Raw genomic sequence first — 21999 nt, forward strand, 5'->3', positions numbered from 1 at the left:
GACCCCAAACCGCTCTCTCTAAGTTGAGCGCGGGTAGGCGGGCTGAAATGAACGAACGGGATCGTTTGGTCTGGCCATGGCAACGCGTGAAGTAAAGTTCGAACAGGATGACATAGCCATTGTCGGCATGTCCGTCCATGTTCCCGGCGCCCAGTCGGCGGCAGAATTCTGGCGCAATCTTAGGGCGGGGATCGAGTCGATCCAACCGCTTGATGACAAGGCGCTGCTAGAAGCGGGCGAGCGCCCCGACCGGTTGGCTGATCCGAATTATGTGCGCGCGGCGGCGCCGCTGGACGGGTTCGACCGGTTCGACGCCGATTTCTTTGGCTTCTCTCCAAAAGAGGCGGCCATCCTCGACCCCCAGCACCGGCAATTCCTGGAAACCGCCTGGGAGGCGATGGAGGATGCAGGCCACCCGCCCGAGACCATCGCCGGACCCATCGGCGTCTATGCCGGCTGCGGCATGGGCAGCTATTTCTATTTCAACATCTGCTCGAACCCCGGTCTGGTCGACGACGTGGGCATGTTCCTGTTGCGCCACACCGGCAACGACAAGGATTTCCTGTCCACCCGCGTCAGCCATGTGTTCGACCTGCACGGGCCAAGCATCAACATCCAGACCGCCTGCTCCACCTCGCTGGTCGCGATCCACTATGCCTGCAAGGCGCTGCGCGAGGGCGAATGCGACATGGCGCTGGCGGGCGGGTCGACTATCGAACTGCCGCAGGGGCGCGGGTACCTTTACAAGGAAAACGAAATCCTCAGCCCCGATGGCCATTGCCACGCTTTCGACCATCGGGCCCAGGGCACCGTGTTCGGCTCGGGCGCGGGCGTGGTGGCGCTGCGACGGCTCGAGGACGCGCTGGCCGATGGCGACCATATCTGGGCAGTGATCAAGGGCAGCGCCATCAACAATGATGGCGCCGACAAGGCCGGATATCTGGCGCCCTCGGTCGGCGGTCAGGCACAGGCGATCAGCGCCGCGCTGAAGGCGGCGGATGTGCCCGCCGAGACCATCGACTATGTCGAATGCCACGGCACCGGCACCTATCTGGGCGACCCGATCGAGGTGTCGGCCCTGACCCAGGCGTACCGGGAACAGACCGCCGAGAGCGGATTTTGCAGGATCGGCTCGGTCAAGACCAATATCGGCCATCTCGACACCGCAGCCGGGGTTGCGGGCTTTGCCAAGACCGCGCTGGCGCTGCATCACAAACAGATCCCGCCGTCGTTGGGATATGAGGCGCCGAACCCGGCGATTGATTTCGAGACCAGCCCGTTCCGGGTGAATGACCGGCTGACCGACTGGACGCCGCACAAGGGGCCGCGCCGGGGCGCGGTGAACAGCCTTGGCGTGGGCGGCACCAACGCGCATGTCATCCTGGAGGAGGCGCCCGAGCGCGCCGCCTCGGACGAAAGCGAGTTTCCGTTCCAGATCCTGTGCCTGTCGGCCCGGTCACGCGCCGCGCTCGATGGCAATGCCAAGGCGTTGGCAGGCTGGCTGCGCGCCAATCCGGACGTCAATCTAGCCGATGTGGCCTATACGCTGAAAGAGGGTCGTCGCGGGTTCGAAAAACGCCGCGTGCTGGTGGCCGAAACCGCGCTTGAGGCCGCCGACCTGCTGGAGCAGGGCGACCCGCGCCGGGTGTTCACCCATGACGCGCTGGGGGCCGGGGCCGATGTGGTGTTCATGTTCCCCGGTGGCGGGGCGCAATATGCGGGCATGGCGCGCGATCTCTACGAGGTCGAGCCGGTCTTTGCCGAATGGATGGACCGGGGGCTGGAGCATCTGCAAAAGAGCCTCGACTACGATATCCGCGCCATCTGGCTGCCCGACGGCGATACCGCCGAGGCCGACGCCCGGCTGCAACAGCCCTCGGTGCAGCTGCCGCTGATCATGATCGTGGAATATGCGCTGGCGCAGCTGTGGCTCAGCTGGGGCGTGCGGCCCGCAGCGCTGGTGGGCCATTCGATGGGCGAGAATACCGCCGCCTGTCTGGCCGGTGTGATCGGGTTCGAGGATTGCATCGACCTGGTGCTGCTGCGCGGACGGCTGTTTGACACCGTGGCGCCGGGCGGCATGCTGTCGATCTCGCTGCCGCTGGACGAGGTACAGGCGCTGATCGGCGAGGAACTGGACATTGCCAGCGTCAATGCCCCCCGCCTGACCGCTGTCAGCGGCCCGCAAGCGGCGCTGGACCGGCTGTCCGAGGCGCTGCGCGCCCGCGAGGTCGAGTATCAGCGCATCCAGATCGACATTGCCGCCCATTCGCGGATGCTGGAGCCGATTCTGAAGGAGTACGGCGATTTCCTGCGCGGCCTGACGCTGAGCGCGCCGCAAATCCCGATCCAGTCCAACCGCACCGGCGCGGTGCTGACCGAGGCGGAGGCTACCAGCCCCGACTACTGGGTCGGACAGCTGCGCAACACGGTGCATTTCGCCGATTGCATCGACGCCCTGTCCGAGGACCGCGACCGGGTGTTCCTGGAGGTGGGTCCCGGCAAGGCGTTGAGTTCGCTGGCACAGATGTCGCCCGGCGTGTCGCCCGGCCAGGTGCTGAGCAGCCTGCGCCACCCCGATCAGGACATTGCCGATGATGCCTATTTCCTGGGCGTGATCGGTCGGCTCTGGGCCTGCGGGGTCGAAGCCGATTGGCCCCAGATCTGGGGCGAGGCGCTTCGCCACCGCCTGCCCCTGCCGACCTATGCCTTTCAGCGCAGCCGCTATTTCATCGAGCCCGGCACCCGGCAGGCCGAGGCGCCGCGCGCCCTGCCCGCGCGCAGCGACGACCTTGCCCAGTGGGGCTGGCGTCCGGTCTGGCGCCCGCGTCTGGCCGATTGCGACATCGACACCGCGACCGAGCTGGCCGAGGTCGCGCCGCGCAACTGGCTGTTTTTCATGGACGAGACCGGGCTGGCCGAGGCCGCCGCGCAAAGACTTGAGGGTGTCGGGCATCATGTCACCCGCGTCCGCTCGGGCGACAGTTATGCCCGTCTAACCGATGGCAGCTATACGCTCGCGCCCGAACAGGGGCGGATGGGCTATGACCTGCTGTTGCGTGATCTGGCCGAGCAGCAGCGGCTGCCCGACCGGATCGGCCATTTCTGGCTGGTGACCGAGGACGAGCGGTTCCGCCCCGGCTCCAGCTTTCATGACCGCAACATGGAACACGGCTTCTTTGGTCTGACCTGGCTGGCGCAGGCGCTGGGGCAGGTGGACTTGCCCGGACCGCTGCACATCACCGCCTTTACCTCGGGCGCGGCGCGGCTGCGCGACGAGGGGCTGGCCTATCCCGAAAAGGCCACCATCGCCGGGCCGATGGGGGTGCTGCCGCATGAAATGCCGGGACTGACCTGCGCGACCGTCGATATCGAACTGCCCGCCCGTCTGCGCCCACCGCTTTGGGCGCGACTGCGCGGTGCGGCACCCGAACAGGACGAGGACCTGACCCCGGCGGTGCTCGAAGAGTTGTTGGCTGAACCCGGAAACACCATCGCTGCCCGGCGCGATGGTAAGCGCTTTGGCCGCAGTTACCGCCCGGCGCCGCTGACTGACGCAGGACCTACCTTCCGCGACGGTGGCACCTATCTGATTACCGGCGGTTTCGGCGGTATCGGCCTGACGCTGGCCCGTCACCTGATGGACCAGCACGGCGCCAACGTGATCCTGCTGGGGCGCGATCCGCTGCCCACCGACCGCGTCGCCTGGCTGTCCGGGCACAGCCCCGCCGACCGTACCAGCCGTCGCATCCGTGCCCTGGCCGAGTTGGAGGCGCTGGAACGTGGCGAGGTGATGGCGATTGCCGCCGATGTGGCCAATATCGACCAGATGCGCCGTGCACTGGGCGAGGCCGAGGATCGGTTCGGCGCGCTTACCGGCGTGATCCATGCCGCGGGCCATATCGCGGACGGCCCCGCATTGGCCAAGACCGAGACCGATCTGCACCGTGTCCTGTCGCCCAAGATGACCGGGCTGCGGGTGCTGGACCAGCTCTTCCCCGACGGGGTGCTGGAACTGATGGTGCTCTGTGCCTCGTCCTCGACCGCCAGCCGCCCGGCGGGTCAGGTCGATTACGTGGCCGCCAACGAGTATCTCAACGCCTTTGCCGACAGCCGGCAGGGCGGCGCAACCCGCGTGGTCGCGGTCAACTGGGGGGTCTGGGCCGATGTCGGCATGGCCGCCGATGCCCGCGCCGCCCGGCTGGGCGCCGGTCACGACACCAAACGCAGCCCGACCGGGCTGCCGCTGCTGCACGAGGCCGGGTTTGACGAGGCGGGCAACCGCCTGTTCGTCTCGCGGCTGAGCGCCGAGGATTGGGTATTCGACGAACACCGCACCGCCAATGGCACCGCGCTGCTACCGGGCACCGGCTATCTGGAACTGGCCGCGCAGGCGCTGCACGCGCAGGGCATCACCCATCCCTATGACATCCGCGATCTCTATTTCTTCCGCCCGCTCAGGGTGAACGGCACCCCGCGCGCGGTGGTGGTCCGGCTGGAGGACGCGCCGGACGGCGTCGCCTTTTCCGTCTGGAGCGCGCTGCCCGGCGGCGGCTATGCCCAGAACGCGCAGGCCCGGCTGGTGCCCGCTCCCGAGGCACAGGCCGAACCGCTCGACCTGGCCGCCATCGCCAGCCGCTGCCCCGAGGCAGAGAGTGCCGCGCCCGACACGGTGCTGCACAGTCCGCAGGAACGGCACCTGCAATTCGGCCCACGCTGGCAGGTGCTGCGCGCCACCGCGCGCGGTACGGGTGAGGGGCTGGCCCGGCTTGCCCTGCCCGAAGCCTATCGCGGCGACCTCGACAAAGGCTACCGGATGCATCCCGGCCTGCTCGACCTGGCCACTGGCTGGGCCATCGAACTGGCCGCTGGCTATGATGGCGAAACGCTCTGGGTGCCGGTGTCCTACCGCGCGATCCGGGTTCATGCGCCGCTGACGGCCGAAATCCGCAGCTGGATGCGCCTGACGCCCGATCAGGCCGCGGTGGCGGGGCATGCCTCCTTCGACATCACCCTGACCGATCCTTCGGGCGCCGTTCTGGTTGAGATCGAAGGGTTCCAGATGCAGCGCACGACGGGTACCATCGACCTGAGCGATCCCGAACGCGCCGATGCGGATGCCGCCACGCTGGGGCTGGAGCCCGCACGGAAATCGACGCCGCTCTCGCCCGAGGAACAGCGCCTGCACCACAACATCGCCCAGGGCATCCGCGCCGAGGAAGGCGCCGAGGCGCTGGTGCGCGCATTGGGCACCGGGCTGCCGCAACTGGTGGTCAGTTCGCTCGACCTGCCCCGGCTGATCGCCGAGGCCGATCAGGTCGCAGCCCCTGCGGAAACCGGGCAGAGCTTTGACCGACCCGAGTTGGACACCGATTATGTGGCGCCCGCGACCGAGACGGAAAAGACCTTGGCCGGGTTCTTCGAAACCCTTCTGGGGGTCAGCAAGGTCGGCACCCAGGACAGTTTCTTTGACCTAGGCGGCCATTCCCTGATCGCGGTGCGCCTTTTTGCGCAGATCAACCGCGCCTTTGCGGTGGAATTCCCGATCTCGCTCCTGTTCGAGGCACCCAGCGTCGCCGCCATTGCCGAGCGGATCGACGCACGGCTCGGCCGCAGCGGCGCGGGCGATACCCCGGAAACAGCCAAGGCCGCCGCACCCAAGCTGACCCATGTGGTGCCGCTGCATCAGGCGGCGGCTGGCCATGCCAGCCCGTTCTTCGTGGTGGCCGGCATGTTCGGCAATGTGCTCAACCTGCGCCATCTGGCGCTGATGCTGGGCCGCGACCGGACAGTCTATGGCCTTCAGGCGCGCGGGCTGGTGGGCGAGGATGCCCCGCATGAAACCATCCCCGAGGCGGCGCGCGACTATATCGCCGAGATGCGGCAGGTACAGCCGCATGGCCCCTATCTGCTGGGCGGTTTCTCGGGCGGCGGCATCATCGCCTATGAGATCGCGCAACAGCTGCGTGACGCGGGCGAAGAGGTGGCGCTGCTCGTACTGCTCGACACCCCGCTGCCGCAGCGCCCATCCCTTGGCCGCCGCGACAAGGCGTTGATCAAGTTGCAACAGTTCCGCCAGCGCGGACCACGCTACCTGGTCGATTGGGTCAAGGCGCGTTTTGCCTGGGAGGTGCAGCGCAGGCGCGGCCCGGTTCAGGACGGCGGCGCCGGTGCCTTCAACAACACGCGGATCGAGGCCGCCTTCCTGCGCTCGGCTGCGGGTTACGCACTGCGGCCATGGGAGGGTGCGACGGTACTGTTCCGGCCGCCGCTGGAACGGCTCTGGCAGGTGTCGGGCGGCAACTGGGTCAATCATGAGCGTCACTATGTCTATCCCGACAACGACTGGGGCCGCTGGATCGCGGAACTCGAGGTGATCGAGGTGCCCGGTGATCATGACAGCATGGTGCTGGTGCCCAATGTCTCGGTCCTGGCCGAGCATCTGCGCGGCCAGCTCAACGCCATCGACAGCGCCGGCGCCCTGCCGCATGCGGCGGAGTGATCCCATGACCAGCGCAACAGTCTTGACCGTCATCCTGAACTACCGCACGCCCGACCTGACGATCAGCGCCTGCGAAGCCGCCATGCGCGAGATGCAGGATCTGCCCGGCGAGATCGTGGTGGTCGACAATGCCTCGGGCGATGGCTCGTTCGAGAAGCTTTCCAAGGCCGCCACCGACTATGGCTGGCTGGCCAGCGGCAAGCTGCGGCTGGTGCAAAGCGGGCGCAATGGCGGCTTTGGCGCCGGGATGAACGTGGGCATGAACGCGGGTCTTTCGAACGGGGCCGCGCCCGATTTCTATTACCTCTTGAACTCGGATGCCTGGCCCGATCCGGGCTGCATCCGGGGCCTGCGCGATTTCCTGCTGGAAACCCCCGATGCCGGTCTGGCCGCCAGCGCCGTGCGCGGCATCGACGACGATCCGCACCGCACTGCCTTTCGCTTTCCCACCGCCGCGGGCGAGTTCGAGGCGGCCGCCCGCACCGGCCCGCTGAGCCGCCTGCTGCGCGACCATATCATCGCGCCCCCCCTGCCCGCGCGGCGCACAAGGGTCGACTGGGCTTCGGGCGCCAGCCTGATGATCCGGCGCGAGGTGATCGCGGCGACCGGTGGGTTCGACGAGCGATTCTTTCTTTATTTCGAGGAAACCGATCTTTGCCATCGCGCCCAGGCCGAGGGCTGGAGCACGCATTACCTGCCTGACGTGGGTGTGGTGCATATCGGCTCGGCCAGCACCGGCATGAAAAGCTGGAACCGCACCCCGCAATACTGGTTCGATTCCCGGCTTCACTATTACCTCAAGACCCATGGGCGGGCCTATGCGGCGGGTGCCACGCTGGCGCTGGTGACCGGTGCCGCGATCTGGCGCCTGCGCCGTCTGGTACAGGCCAAGCCGCAGGCCGACCCCGACCATTTCCTGACCGATCTGGTCAGCCATGCCTTGCGCGCCGCTTTGGGCCGGTCACGTACCGCCCCCGCCCCAGTTACCGCCATCCCGGAGGATAGCAGATGAGCCTGACCCATGTCGTGATCGGAAACGAATCCCTGTTGATCGGTTGCAGCGAGATGCTGCTCGACCGCGGGCACCAGATCGCCGCCGTCGTTTCCACCGATGCCGAAATCGCCACCTGGGCGCGGGGCAAGGGCCTCGCCCATATGCGCGAGATCTCGGAGCTGGAGCCGCATCTCGCGGGCGCCGGGTTCGACTGGCTGCTGTCGATCGCCAATCTCCGGGTGATCCCGCAAGCGGTGCTGGCCCTGCCGCGCCGGGGGGCGGTCAACTTTCACGACGGACCGCTGCCGCGCTATGCCGGGCTGAACACGCCGGCATGGGCGCTGATGGCGGGCGAAACCCGCTATGGCGTGACCTGGCATCTGATCGAGGGCGGCATCGACGAGGGCGACATCCTGGCGCAACAGATGTTCGACATCGCCGAGGATGACACTGCGTTTTCGCTGAACTCCAAGTGCTATGGCGCGGCGCTGGACAGTTTCGCACGGGTGGCCGACCAGCTGGAACAGGGGCTCGAACGACAGGCGCAGGATCTGAGCCAGCGCAGCTATTTCGGACGCGACGCCCGGCCCGCCGCCGCCGGGCGGTTGGACTTCACCAAACCCGCCACCACGCTGGCCGCGCTGGTGCGCGCGCTTGATTTCGGCGACTATGCCAACCCGCTGACCTGCGCCAAGATCGTGGCTGGCGGGCGGGTGCTGGCTGTTGGTCAGGCCCGGGCCGAAGGCCGCTCGGGCGCCCTGCCCGGAACCGTTCTTTCCACAACTGCCGACAGCCTCCACCTGGCCTGTGGCGAAGGCGATCTGATGCTGGGTGCGCTGCGCGCTCTGGACGGCTTGCCGGTCGATCTGGCCGAACTTGCCCCCAAGGGGCAGCGCCTGCCCGCACTCTCTGCCACCGAGGGCGAGGCTCTGGGCCGCGCGCTGGCTGCCGCCCTGCCCGCCGAACGGCACTGGCGTGTCGCCCTCACTGCGATGCGGCCGCTGCCGGTGCCGCTGGCCATCGGTGACGCGGCCGGCACGCCCGCGCCGCACCGTCTTTCGGTTCCACACGGCCTGGGCGAAGCCGCTCTGATGGCCTCGGTCGTCGTCTGGGCCTTGCGGAGCAGCGGTGAGGACTACGGCGATCTGGCCTTGACCACTGGCGCCATGCAGCAGGCCGCCGCAAACGGCTATGTCAGCGGTTGGGTGCCTTTGCAGGCGGCGCTGACCTCGACCCGCGCCGACCTGATCGGCTGGGTCGAACAGACGGCCGAAGCCGCCCGCGCCACGGGCGCGCCCCCCGCCGACCTGATGCTGCGCGACCCGCGCATTTCCCACAGGACCATACCACAAGTGGCGCTGGCGCTGGATGGCGCCGGGCCGGTTCCGGGGGCGGTACTGACCGTGGCGCTGGACCAGGGGCAGGCCACGCTTTTTGCCGATGCCGCGCGGCTCGACCCGCGCCAGACCGAGATCCTGGCCCGGCGGCTGGAAACCGCGATGCATGCGATGGGCCGCGCGCGCGACACCGATACCGTCTCCGCGTTGCCGGTTCTGCCGGCGTCGGAACGCTCGACCATGATCAGCGACTGGAACCGTAGCGCCCGCGATTACGACCGGGCGTTGACCATACACCATGCTTTCGAGGATCAGGCCGCCCGCACACCCGAGGCCCCGGCGCTGGTCTTTGAGGGGCAAACGCTCAGCTACGCCGCCCTCAATGCCCGCGCCAATGCGGTGGCCGCCCGCCTGTGTGAAATGGGCGCCGGTCCGGGCAGCCATATCGGCATCTATCTCGACCGCGGCCCCGAATTGCTGATTGCGGCGCTGGCCGCGCTCAAGGCGGGCGGCGCCTATGTGCCGCTCGACCCCGCCTATCCGGCCGACCGCATCGCCCATTATGTCAGCGACAGCCGCGCCGCGATCATCGTGACCAATGGCGCCCGCGCACAAAGCCTGCCCGACACGCAGGCGCAGATCCTCGACCTTGGCCCGCTGACAAATGCCAGACAACCCGAGAATGTCGATGGCGGTGCCAGCGCCGACGATCTGGCCTATGTGATCTACACGTCAGGTTCGACTGGCACGCCCAAGGGGGTGATGGTCGAACACCGCAATGTGGCCAATTTCTTTGCCGGGATGGACGACCGCATCGACCATGCCAATGGCGGCGTCTGGCTGGCGGTCACCTCGCTGAGCTTTGACATCTCGGTGCTGGAACTGTTCTGGACGCTGGCGCGCGGCTTCAAGGTGGTGCTGAGTTCCGACGAAAACCGCGCAGAAGTCTCGAAAGGCCCAATCGCGGTCAGTGACCGGCCGATCGACTTCAACCTGATGTATTGGGGCAATGACGACGGGCCGGGGCCGAAGAAATACGAACTGCTGCTCGAAGGCGCGAAATTCGCCGACGCGCACGGGTTCAACGCGGTCTGGACGCCGGAACGCCACTTCCACGCCTTTGGCGGCCCCTATCCGAACCCCTCGGTGACCGGCGCGGCGGTGGCTGCGGTGACAAAAAATCTCAGCGTGCGCGCCGGGTCCTGCGTGGCCCCGCTGCACCATCCCGCCCGCATCGCCGAGGAATGGGCAGTGATCGACAACCTGACCGGCGGGCGCGCGGCGCTTGGCATCGCCTCGGGCTGGCAGCCTGACGATTTCATCCTGCGCCCGGAAAACACCCCGCCGCGCAACAAGCCCGCCATGTTCGAAACCATCGAAACCCTGCGCAAGCTCTGGCGCGGCGAGGCGGTGGAGTTCGCCAAGGCCGATGGCACCATGCATTCGGTCGTCACCCAGCCGCGCCCGGTATCGAAGGAACTGCCGCTCTGGGTCACCACGGCGGGCAACCCGGAGACCTGGCGCGAGGCCGGGGCCATCGGCGCCAATGTGCTGACCCACCTTCTGGGCCAGAGCATCGACGAGGTGGCCGAAAAGATCCGCATCTATCACACCGCCCTGCGCGAGGCGGGTCATGACCCGGCCGATTTCAAGGTGACGCTGATGCTGCACACCTATCTGGCCGATACCCGCGAAGAGGCCGCGCGCATCGCGCGCGAGCCGATGAAGGATTACCTGCGCTCGGCCGCCGGGCTGATCAAGCAATATGCCTGGGCCTTCCCCGCGTTCAAGAAACCCAAAGGGGTGACCAACGCTTTTGAAATGGATCTGGGCGTGCTGAGCGGCGACGAGCTGGAAGCGATCCTCGATTTCGCCTTCGAGCGGTATTTCGAGGACTCGGGGCTGTTCGGCACCATCAACGATGCCGTGGCCCGCGTCGAACAGCTCAAACGCATCGGCGTGGACGAGGTGGCTTGCCTCATCGACTATGGCTTCGACCCTGCGGTCGTGCTCGAAGGGCTGAAACCCTTGGCCGAGGTGCTGAAACGGGTGCGCGCGCCCAGCGCGCTGGCCGAGGATGATTTCTCGCTGGCCGCCCAGATCGTGCGCCATGGGGTGACGCATATGCAATGCACGCCCTCGATGGCGCGGATGATCGCCATGAACGACGAGGCGCGCATGGCGCTTGGCCGGGTCAAACACCTGCTGCTGGGCGGCGAGGCGTTGCCGGGCGACTTGGTCGAGGATCTGCGCGAGGCGACCGGCGCCCGCATTCTCAACATGTACGGGCCGACCGAGACCACGATCTGGTCCACCTGCGCGCTGGTGCCGCCCCGGACCGAGGGCACGGTCGATATCGGCCACCCCATCGCCAATACCACCGTTTATGTGCTGGACGGCAGCGGACAACCCTGCCCCATCGGCGTGCCCGGAGAGCTGCATATCGGCGGCGAGGGGGTGACACGCGGCTATTGGCAGCGCCCCGAACTGACCGCCGAGCGGTTCCCGCGCGATCCGTTTGCCGCCGAGGCCGGGCTCACGGTGACCGCCGCGCCGCAGATGTACCGCACCGGCGATCTGGTACGCTGGCGGGCCGACGGGCAGCTCGATTTCCTGGGGCGCAGCGACCATCAGGTCAAGATCCGCGGCCAGCGGATCGAGTTGGGCGAGATCGAGGCGGCGATGGCCTCTTATCCCGGTGTCACCGGCGCGGTGGTGATTGCGCGCGAGATGGGCGGCGACACAAGGCTGGTGGGCTATGTCACCACCGGCGGGCCGGTCTCGGATGTCGCCCTGCGCGCGCATCTGGCCGCGCGCCTGACCGAGGTGATGGTGCCCGCACATATCGTGACGCTCGACGCGTTTCCGCTGACGCCCAACAAGAAGATCGACCGCAAGGCCCTGCCCGAACCGGTGCAGCAGCGCGCCGCACCCAGCGCCCCCTCGGAACCCGTCAGCGGCGCCGCGGCGCAGATCGCCGCGATCTGGTCGCGCATCCTGGGCGTCGGTGACATCCGGGCCGATGACAACTTCTTTACCCTTGGCGGGCATTCCCTGCTGGCGGTGCAGGCCCATCGCGAGATCCGCGCGGCGCTGAACGTGCCGGCCCTGCCCATCACCGACATCTTCCGCTTTCCCACCCTGGGCGGGCTGGCCGCGCATTTGTCAAAAGGCGATGCTCCCGATGAACCGACGCCACCTGCCGTCGACAGCGAGGAACGCGCCAGCACCATGTCGCGCCGGCGGGCGATGCGGGCCAACCGGCAGGAACGGGTGCGGTGACAGGGGCGGCGGCCACCGGGGCGCTGATGCTGGCGGCGCCGCTGCTGGATACGCGCGTGGCGCTGGCCGCGACCGACCCCGCCGGGCCGCATCAGGCCTATCCCGAAGAACTGGCCGCCCTGTCCCGCGCCACCTCCAAACGGCAGCGTGAATTTGCCGCCGGGCGCGCCGCCGCCCGCCTCTCGCTGCGCGAACTGGGCGCCCCGGCTTTGGCGATCCCGATGGGAACCGACCGGGCGCCGGTCTGGCCGCCGGGGCTGCTGGGTAGCATCACCCATACCGACACCGCCTGTCTGGCCGCCACCGCATGGGAGGGCGAGATTCGCATGCTGGGTCTGGATATGGAGCCCGACACGCCAATGGATACAGACCTGATGGAGACCATCTGCATCCCCGCCGAACGCGACTGGCTGGCCAGGCAGGACATGGCCGGGCACTGGGCCAAGCTGATCTTTTCGGCCAAGGAATGCGCCTACAAGGCGCAATACCGGCTGAGCCGCGCCCTGATCGGCTTCGACGCCATCGCGATCAGGCCCGATCCCGTCAGCCAGAGCTTTGCCGCCACATTTCAGGCCGATGTGCCGCCCTTCTCCAGGGGTGAGACACTGCACGGGCGTTTTGCGCGCGGGGGCGGGCTGATTATCACTGTGCTGGCCGTTGCCGCGTGAAATCCGAATGAGGTTACGCTAGAAAGCCCCCATGTTGCGCGCTGTTCTGCCCACCCTCCTGATCCTAGCGATTCTGATGGCCGGTCTCTGGTGGGGCTGGCTGCGCCCGCGCCTGCCCGACAGCGCCGTGGTGGATGCTGCCTATGCCCGACCGCTGCCACCGCCCGTGGGTGCGATGACAGTGTTTCACCTGGGCCACAGCCTGGTGGGACAGGACATGCCGGCGATGCTGCAACAGTTGTCCCCAATCGGGCACGACTATGCGAGCCAGCTGGGATGGGGCACCACGCTCAAGGCGCATTGGGAGCCGGATGAGGGGATCAATGGCTTTGAGCAGATGAACGACCATCCCCGCTATCGCGCCGCCGACAGCGCCCTTCGATCGGGTGACTATGACGCTGTGATCCTGACCGAAATGGTCGAGCTAACCGACGCGATCAAGTATTTCGAAAGCGACCGCTATTTCAGCAAATGGGCCGAACTTGCACGTGAGGCACGGCCCGATACGCGGGTGTTCTTGTACGAAACCTGGCACTGGCTGGACGATCCCGATGGCTGGCTCAACCGGCTCGACCGTGATCTTGTCGCGCTTTGGGAAAACGAGATCCTGCTGCGCGACATGGCCCGTAACCCCGACAACCCCGCCCATGTGATCCCGGTGGGTCAGGTCCTGTCCCGCTTTGTCCGCGCTGTCGAAGCGCGTGGCGGTGTGCCTGGCATTGAAGGGCCCGAGGCGCTGTTCCACACCGACGACCAGGGACGACTCGACCCGATCCACATGGGTGATCTGGGCAACTATCTGATCGCGCTCACCCATTACGCGGTGCTCTATCAGGCATCCCCCGTCGGCCTTCCCCACCAGTTGAACCGGGCCGATGGCAGCCCCGCCCTTGCCCCCTCGCCAGAGGCCGCGCGACTGATGCAGGAGATCGTCTGGCAGACCGTCACCAGCTATCCCAAGACCGGAGTCCCGCAATGAGCTGGATCACCAACCTGATCGGCATCCTTTTCATTGGCCATTCGCTGTTTGGCCCGACCAACCCGCAAATGCTGTCACAGGTGCTGGAGGGGCGCGACGTGCGGGTCGCAGCTCAAATTATCAATGGCGCGCCGCTGTCATATCAATGGGACAATGGCGCCACGGCCGAAGGTGTGAACGCGCGCGAGGTGCTGCCCGGTGGTGGCTATGATGTGGTGATCCTGACCGAGGGGATCCCGCTGGCCAACCAGATGCAGTATAATGACAGCATCGGCTCGGCCCGGCGCTATTACGATCTGGCCCTGTCCGCCAATCCCGACACCCGGGTGTTCCTGCAAGAGACGTGGCACGATCTCCGTTCGGGCAGCGGTGTCGACATCCCCTATGACGAGGGCGACGACCTCCCCTGGCGCGAGCGGATCGAGGCGGACCTGCCCCGGTGGCAATCCATCGTCGACGGCGTCAATGCCACCCGCCCCGAGGGTGCGCCACCGATGCAGCTGTTGCCCGCCGGACAGGCGATGCTGGCGCTGACCGATGCCATTGCGGCCGGGACAGTGCCGGGGGTCGACCGCATCGCGCTACTCTTCTCCGACGATATCCACCCCAACGATCTGGGCTTCTATTTCCTGACCATGGTGCAATATGCCGTCGTGACCGGGGTAAGCCCGGTGGGCCTGCCCCGGCGGCTTCAGGATCGCTGGGGCAAGGCCTATGCCACCCCCGATCCGGCGCTGGCGCAACGATTGCAGGAGGTGGCCTGGACCGTGGTGCAAGGGTTCGAGGCGCCCGAGCCGCCCGCGCCGCAACCGGTGGCAACCCCGGACGAGCCCACAAGCGAACCCGCCGCCGCCGAACAGGCGGGGGAGCCGGCCGAGCCACGACAGGGCTTTGTCCCGCCGCCCGCGCCCGAGGGGCCGGTGCCGGTGGCGATCGGACTGGCCGGGGTCAACGATTGGTCGGTGCAGCAACCCTTTCTCGACGTGTTCAAGACCGCCCGCCCCTGGATCGGCCATCTGCCCCGGCAATGGGGCGGCGTCGACCATGCCCAGCTGCAAGAGGCCGGTTATCTCGACCCGAATGGCTGGGTTATGGCGATCCCGCCCGAGCTGGGCTCGGTCGGGACGCTGATCCTGACCGACCTGCCCGAAGAGGCGGTGTCGACCGCCGGGCGCTATGTGCTGCGCTTTGCCGGCAAGGGCGTGGTCGAGGTGTCGGGCCGCGCCGAAAATGTGCGCTATGGCAAGAACAGCGTCAGTTTCGATTTCACCCCCGGCCCCGGATCGGTCGATATCCGTATCCAGCGCACCCATCGCGGCGGCGATTATGTGCGCGACATCTCGGTGGTGAAAGAGGAGCATCTGGACGCCCATCAGGCGGGCGGCCTGTTCAACCCGCTCTGGCTGGACCGGCTGATGGGCTTTGGCGCGCTGCGCTTCATGGACTGGATGCAGACCAACGACTCGCAGCAATCGGCCTGGGCGGATCGCCCCCGTCCCGAAGAGTTCACCTGGGCGATGAAGGGCGTACCGCTCGAGGTGATGATCGAGCTTTTGAACCGCACCGGCGCCGATGGCTGGTTCAACATGCCCCATCTGGCCGATGACGACTATATCCGCCGCTTTGCCGAGAGGGTGCGGGACGATCTGTGGATCGAACAGCGCGCCTATGTCGAATTGTCCAACGAGGTCTGGAACTGGCAATTCACCCAGGCGCAATGGGCCGAGGATCAGGCCCGCGCGCGCTGGAACAAGAAAGACCATTGGGTCAGCTACTATGCCGCCCGCGCGGTCGAGATGGCCGATATCTGGACAGATGTGTTCGGCGATCAGGCCGAGGCGCGGCTGATCCGGGTGATCTCGACCCAGACCGGCTGGCTGGGACTGGAGGAGATGATCCTCGACGCGCCCATCTGGACCGCCGAGGAGCCGGGCCGCGCCACCCCCGCCAGCCATTTCGACGCCTATGCGGTGACCGGCTATTTCGGTGGCACGCTGGGATGGGAGGACCGGCTGCCGCTGGTCCGGCAATGGCTGGCCGATAGCCGCGCCGCGGCCGAGGCTCAGGCCGACGCGCAGGGGCTGAGCGGTGCCGCGCGTGACGACTATGTCGCAAAGCACCGCTATGACCTGGCTAGTGCGCTGGCCTGGGCCGAGCTGCGCGACGGCGCCGCCAGCGGCAAAGTCGAGGACACGCTGCTGGGCAATCTGAAAGAGTACCTGCCCTATCACGCCGAGGTCGCGCGCCGACACGGCCTAGACCTGATCATGTACGAGGGCGGCAGCCATGTGGTGGGTAGCGGGCCGCTGGTGGATGATGCCGAACTGACCGCGTTCCTGACACATTTCAATTACACGCACGAGATGGGTGAGCTTTATACCGACCTGATCCGGGGCTGGCACGCGTTGGGCGGCGGGCTGTTCACAGCCTATGCCGATGTATACCGGCCCAACAAATGGGGCAGCTGGGGTCACCTGCGCCATCTCGACGACGACAACCCGCGCTGGGACGCGCTGGTGGAGTTTCTGAAGTGAGCCGCTGGCTGAGCGTCATCCTCCCCGCCCATGACGAGGCAGCGTGGATTGGCGATTGCGCCCGCGCGCTCCTGGCCTCGGACCCGCTGCCCGCAGGCTGGCGGTGCGAAGTGCTGGTGGTGGCCAATGGCTGCACCGACGACACCGCCTCACGCGCGCGCGGCTTTGCGGATCAGGCGGCGGCGCGCGGCTGGGACTGGCAGGTACTGGAACTGGCCGAGGGTGGCAAACTGGGCGCGCTCACGGCCGGGGATGCGGCAGCGCAAGGCGAATTGCGCGCCTATCTGGATGCGGATGTGCGTCTGGATGCTGCCTTGCTGGCACAACTGGTCGCCGCGCTCGACACCGAGGCGCCCCGCTATGCAAGTGGCGCCCCCCGCGTCGCCCCGGCAAAGAGCCAGATCACCCGTCTTTACGCGCGGTTCTGGCAACGCCTGCCCTTTGTCGCAACCGGCGTTCCCGGCTTCGGCCTGTTTGCCGTCAATGCCGCCGGGCGCGCGCGCTGGGGGAATTGGCCCGATATCATCTCTGACGACACCTTTGTACGGCTGAGTTTCACACCGCAAGAACGCCTGCGTGTGAAGGCTGGCTATGACTGGCCCATGGTCGAGGGTTTTGCCAATCTCGTGCGTGTACGGCGGCGGCAGGATGCAGGCGTGGCCGAGGTTGCGCGGCTCTATCCGCATCTGCCGCAGAACGATGGTACACCCGGTCTGGGCATGGGCGGCCTGATCCGGCACCTGCTGCGCGACCCGCTGGGTTTCGCCGTCTATGCAACTGTGGCGCTCACGGTGCGGACGCCGCTTTACCGGCCCCGGTCCCGCTGGGACCGGGGCCGGTAAAGCGGCGGGGCGCCAGAAAATTCGACGAATTTTCTGGCGCTACCCCTCGGAACCCGCGACCAGATCAGCCAGTTTGCGAGCCTGGTCGTCGATTGCGTGCCGCTTCAATACACGCTTGCGTCCTGCCTCGCCCATCCCTCGCAACCGCGCCACCGGTGTTTCGGCCAGCACGGCCAGCGCCTCGGCCAGCGCGGCATCATCACCGGCGGGCACCAGCCAGCCGGTCTCGCCCGCCAGCACCAGTTCCGGCGTGCCCGCCACATAGGTTGCCACCACCGGCCGCGCCGCCGCCATCGCCTCCATCACCACCATGGGCAGTCCCTCGGCAAAACTGGGCATCACCAGCGCATGTGCCCGCTCAAGCGCGGCGCGCACGCCGTCCTGATCCAGCCAGCCGGTCAGCGTGATGTTGCCCTCAAGCCCGGCATCGGCGATCGCCCTTTCCAGCGCCGGGCGCATCTCGCCATCGCCAACCAGGTCCAGATGTACCTGCGGATGCTCACGCACCAGACGCGCCATGGCCCGTACCAACACCATCTGCCCCTTTTGCTCGACAAAACGGCCGATCGAGACCAGGCGCAGCGGCCCCTCGGGCACCGGCTGCGGGTCGTCAAATGCGTCGGGCTCGATCCCGCAATGGACCACATGCAACCGGTCCCAGGTTTCGAACCCAGCCCAACGGCAGAGCTGGCTGCGTCCGAATTGGCTGACCCCAACGGCAAAGCGCGCGCGATCCAGCTTCTCCCCCAGGCTGAGCGCAACCGGCGCGTCGAATTCTTCTGGCCCGTGCACGGTAAGGGAATATCCCGGCCCTCCCAGCGCATGGGCCAGCATGGCAACGGTAGCGGAATTGGTGCCAAAATGGGCGTGGATATGACCGACCCCTTCCGCCTGGCAACGGTTCGCGACCTCGGCCGCCTCGGCCAGATAGATCAGATGGCGCGCCCAACCACTGGACGAGGCGCGCCCGCAGCGTAGCGCCAGTCGCAGCGCGGCAAGGCCACGCCCCGGCGCACGCAGGAACCGGCGCAACAGGGCGCCGCTTAGCCCCAACACGCCCCGGTCGAGCACATAACTCGTCTCTGCCGCCTCGGCCCTGTCACGCGCATCGACCAGCGGCGCCTCGGCCCGGCGCATCGCCAGCCGCACCACCTGATGCCCCTGCCGCTCGAGCGCCTGGATCTCGCGGCGAATGAAACTGTGCGAGGGTTGCGGATAGGTGTTCAGGACATAGGCGATGATCACGAGGGCGGATATCCGGCTAAGGAAGATTGCCCCAGTCCTAGCCTGCAGCGGCTCTGCTGCCTAGCGTGGGCCCTCATCGGGTACCCGGCAAGCCGCCGCCTGTGGACCCAAGGCCACAAGCATGGCCTGGCAAGGCGCGCTCTGATTGACCCAACCGGCGCCGGTCCCTAGCGTGACGAAAACCGGCCCAGACAGGCCGCCAGCAGAGATCCCACATGTCCCGCCTTCTCTCCGCCTTTCACGGTTCCGGCCTGATGGCCCGCGTCCTGCGCAGCGCCTCGTGGCTGATGGTTGGCTATGGCGGCAGCCAGGCGCTCAGGCTGGCGGCTAACCTGCTGATGACCCGGCTTCTGTACCCCGAGGCCTTTGGCCTGATGACGCTGGTCACGGTGGTGGTGGTGGGCCTGAACCTGTTTTCCGATGTGGGCATTGGCCCGGCCATCGCACAGAACCCGCGCGGCGACGACCCCGATTTCCTGAATACCGCCTGGACCATCCAGGTGGCGCGCGGCATCGGGCTGTTCGCACTGGCCTGCCTGCTGGCCCTGCCTGTGTCGCGGATATATGACGAGCCCGATCTGACCACCTATCTGCCGGTGGCGGCAGTGGCGCTGCTGATCTCGGGCTTTTTCCCGACCCGGATCGAAACCGCGCACCGGCACCTGATCGTCGGCCGGTTGACGGTGCTGGACCTGACCAGCCAGCTGATCGGCATCGGCGCAATGGCGGCGCTGGCGATCGCCACACGCTCGGTCATGGCGCTGGCACTGGGGGGTGTGATCACGGCACTTGCCAAGCTGATCCTGACACATTTTTTCTTGCCGGGTGACACCAACCGGTTCCGCTGGGAACCGGCGGCCCGGTCCGAGCTGATGCGGTTCGGCAAGTGGATCTTCCTGTCCACCGCACTGACCTTTGTGATCAGCCAGGGCGACCGGGCGATCCTGGGCCGCTACCTGACGATGGAGATGCTGGGCATCTACAATATCGGCTATTTTCTGGGCAGTTTCCCGATCATGCTGGGGATGGCCGTGGTCGGTCGCATCATGTTGCCGGTCTATCGCGATCATCCCCCCGATGCCGATCCGGCCAACTGGCGCCGGCTGGCACGGTTGCGGGCAGGTGTGACGCTGGGGGTCGGGGTGCCGCTGGTGGCGGTGGCGCTGGCCGGGCCGCAACTGGTCGACCTTCTTTATGACCCGCGCTACCAGCTGGCGGGGCCGATGGTGACGCTGATTTCACTTGCCTTCATCCCGCAACTGATCGTCGTGACCTATGACATCGTCGCATTGGCGCGGGGCGACAGCCTGTCCTATTTCACGTTGATGCTGGTGCGGGCGCTGATGCAGGTGGGCGCGATCCTGCTGGGGATCTGGGCCTTTGGCCTGCTGGGGGCGATCCTGTCGCTGGCGGCGGCGACACTCGCCACCTATCCTGCCGTGTTGTGGCTGACCGGCAAATACGGCGCCCGCGACCTGCGCCACGACATCATTGCGATTGTGCTGGGCGGGGTCGCAGCGGCCACCGTGATCCGGTTTCACTGGACCGAGATCGCGCCGCTGGCGGCGCTCTGAGGCGATGCCTATTCTGCCGGGGTCTGACGGCGCCGGAACAGGGACATTACCCGAGACCAGAGCGAGGGTGCCCGTCTTTCAGTATCTAGATATGGCACCGTCACCACTGGACGAAAGCCCAGTTCACGCTCCAGCTGTGCAGCGCTGCGCAGGACCGGGTGGCGCATCTCCATCAGCACGGCCAGCGCAAAGGCGACGACGAAACTGGCGGCCGCGCCAAGAATGGCTTTTTTCTTGCGGCTTTCGGTGACGGGATAATCGGGGATCGCGGCCTCTTCGATTACGGTAAGCCGCTCGGCCTGCCGCTCGGCCTCTATGAGAAAGCCCATCTCGGCCTCGCTGCGGCGGGTCGAGACCTGATTCAATTGGTCCTGCAACTGCTCCAGCCGGCGATCATAGGTGCCCAGCATGCGCTCGACCTCGGGGCTGGTCTCGATCTGGCTCTCCAACTCGCGCTTGCGGTTTTCCAGTAGGTCACGCTGCGCATCCAGGGTGGCCAGCTGTTCGCGATAATCCTTTTTCATCCGCTCGGCGGTTGCCGGGCGCTCGCTCTGCTCGGCCAGTTGAATCGCACGCTCGATCTCGATCCGCTCGCGCGCGATATCGAGCAGGCCGCCGTTGATGGTGGCAATCTCGTCGCGGCGGGAATCCAGTACGCCGGGTAGCGCAAGCTGGTTGTGGCTGCGGAAATCCTCGATCTCGTTTTCAAGCGCCTCGATATCGGACTCCAGCGCCGCCGCCTGCGCATCGAAGAAGGTCAGCGTGGCGCGGGCATTCTCGATACGGGTTCGTTTACTCAGCTCGACGGTACGCTGACCGAATTCATGCGCCACCTGCTGGGCCAGGAGCGCGGTCGGCATCCGGGCGGTGATCGTCAAGACCGAGATCGTACCATCATCGGAAAACCCCTCGCGTGCGGCGGCCACGCCCTCGATCCGCACGGCAGTACGCAACATGTCCACCTTGGCCTGCGGCCTGAGCGCGGGGATATCGGCATAGATACCATATTTCTCGATAATCTCGAGCATGGTACCGCGGGTGGTTAAGACCTGCTGAATGAGTTGCAGGCGCCGTGCCGAGGACCCCTCGACCGTACTGCGCGCCAATTCGTCGGAAACCACCGGGCGTGCAATCTGAATGACCTCATATGCCTCGTATTCGTGCTTTTGCATCGATGCGAGAGCCACTGAAAGCACAGTCCCGATCACGATGACAGCCAGCATGAGCCGCGCCCGTCTGCGGATCATGTCTAGAATGTCGTCCAAAGAATAGATCGGCCCCATGCCTGTCACTCAACTCGCTGCTACGACCCATGCCTCTTCTTGCAAGGAAACAGACCATGTCATGCCGACGAAAATAAGGCCGTTCCGGGCAAAAACGAAGATCGGACTATCTAGTTTTTCACACCCTAGCCGCGCCCACGATTCAGGATCACGCCCAAGAGCGGTGTCGTCTCTCCGATCACCTGCTGGCAGCGCCGTACCTGGTCGGCGGTAGTCTGGGTGCCGTCGGCGACCAGCAACACTCCGTCCAGCCGAGGCATAAACGCCGCCAGATCATCATAAGCAAGGATCGCCGGAAGATCGCAAATCATCAAGTCCGGGTTCAGATCGGTCTGGATAAGGTCCAGAACCTCGGCGCTGACCGGTGCTTGCAGTATTTCCGAGGCATCGCGCGCGACACCGGCCCCAAGACCGACGGCCAGCGTCCCGCTGCACCGCACCAAATGGTCGAGATAAGAGGCATCCCCACGCAACAAGGCGCGCATATCACCTTGTGCAGGCAAACCAAGAGCCTTGGCCAGACCGGGATCACGCATGTTCATGTCTAGCAGCACGGTCCGGCTCTCAGGGACCCGCGCGATGCTCAGTGCCAGATTGACAGCGGTAAAGCTGGCGCCACAGCCCCGGGTCGGTGCCACAACACCGATCCGGTGCCAGCCGCGCGCCTTCAGTGTCTGCAAGAGACGGGTGCGCAGGACATCAAACGCCTTCGCAGCGGGGTCAGAACGATAAAGGTTTACCAGCGGCATCTGCGCAGAC

11 protein-coding genes are annotated in these 21999 nt (G+C 66.6%); 8 read left to right on the top strand and 3 right to left on the bottom strand.

What is annotated here, in order from left to right:
- Positions 1-76 precede the first annotated feature (76 nt).
- The 7 genes from MB818_RS09830 to MB818_RS09860 are packed head-to-tail and all read left to right on the top strand — an operon-like array spanning position 77 to position 17138.
- Positions 77-6502 carry a type I polyketide synthase gene (locus MB818_RS09830; protein WP_238904940.1) on the top strand — a complete coding sequence of 2142 codons (6426 nt, stop codon included), beginning with the start codon at positions 77-79 and terminating at the stop codon, positions 6500-6502.
- A 4-nt stretch (positions 6503-6506) separates the two neighbouring features.
- Positions 6507-7514, top strand: a complete 1008-nt coding sequence (locus tag MB818_RS09835; protein WP_234177565.1) for a glycosyltransferase family 2 protein — start codon at positions 6507-6509, stop codon at positions 7512-7514.
- Entirely contained in the window at positions 7511-12115 is a 4605-nt protein-coding gene (locus MB818_RS09840) for a MupA/Atu3671 family FMN-dependent luciferase-like monooxygenase (RefSeq protein WP_238904942.1), read from the top strand. The genes MB818_RS09835 and MB818_RS09840 overlap by 4 nt, the downstream gene beginning before the upstream one ends.
- Positions 12112-12783, top strand: coding sequence for a 4'-phosphopantetheinyl transferase family protein (locus tag MB818_RS09845; RefSeq protein ID WP_238904943.1), 672 nt, complete (start codon positions 12112-12114; stop codon positions 12781-12783). Before MB818_RS09840 ends, MB818_RS09845 begins: the two co-directional genes overlap by 4 nt.
- A 31-nt stretch (positions 12784-12814) precedes the next feature.
- The gene (locus MB818_RS09850) at positions 12815-13762 is read left to right on the top strand and encodes a hypothetical protein (RefSeq protein ID WP_234139278.1); all 948 of its coding nucleotides are present in this window, start codon (positions 12815-12817) and stop codon (positions 13760-13762) included.
- Positions 13759-16296 (top strand): SGNH/GDSL hydrolase family protein, encoded by a 2538-nt coding sequence (locus MB818_RS09855; RefSeq protein WP_238904944.1) that lies wholly within the window; start codon positions 13759-13761, stop codon positions 16294-16296. Before MB818_RS09850 ends, MB818_RS09855 begins: the two co-directional genes overlap by 4 nt.
- Positions 16293-17138, top strand: coding sequence for a glycosyltransferase (locus tag MB818_RS09860; RefSeq protein ID WP_238904945.1), 846 nt, complete (start codon positions 16293-16295; stop codon positions 17136-17138). The genes MB818_RS09855 and MB818_RS09860 overlap by 4 nt, the downstream gene beginning before the upstream one ends.
- Positions 17139-17177: 39 nt before the next feature.
- Here the strand turns inward: MB818_RS09860 and MB818_RS09865 are convergent, their stop codons facing one another.
- On the bottom strand, positions 17178-18383 hold the full coding sequence (locus tag MB818_RS09865) for a glycosyltransferase family 4 protein (RefSeq protein ID WP_238904946.1): 1206 nt from the start codon (positions 18381-18383) through the stop codon (positions 17178-17180).
- Between the two features lie 215 nt (positions 18384-18598).
- On the opposite strand from MB818_RS09865, the gene MB818_RS09870 reads away from it, so the two are divergent.
- Positions 18599-19957 (top strand): oligosaccharide flippase family protein, encoded by a 1359-nt coding sequence (locus MB818_RS09870; protein WP_238904947.1) that lies wholly within the window; start codon positions 18599-18601, stop codon positions 19955-19957.
- Between the two features lie 8 nt (positions 19958-19965).
- Here the strand turns inward: MB818_RS09870 and MB818_RS09875 are convergent, their stop codons facing one another.
- Together MB818_RS09875 and MB818_RS09880 are read right to left on the bottom strand one after the other, a co-directional pair.
- A complete protein-coding gene (locus MB818_RS09875) occupies positions 19966-21240 on the bottom strand; it encodes a Wzz/FepE/Etk N-terminal domain-containing protein (RefSeq protein ID WP_234177576.1) in 1275 nt (424 codons plus the stop codon).
- 125 nt (positions 21241-21365) lie between these two features.
- Positions 21366-21920 (bottom strand): CpsD/CapB family tyrosine-protein kinase, encoded by a 555-nt coding sequence (locus tag MB818_RS09880; protein WP_234167225.1) that lies wholly within the window; start codon positions 21918-21920, stop codon positions 21366-21368.
- Positions 21921-21999: the final 79 nt, after the last annotated feature.

The organism is Ruegeria alba (assembly GCF_022321465.1).
GTDB classification, from domain to species: domain Bacteria; phylum Pseudomonadota; class Alphaproteobacteria; order Rhodobacterales; family Rhodobacteraceae; genus Ruegeria_B; species Ruegeria_B alba.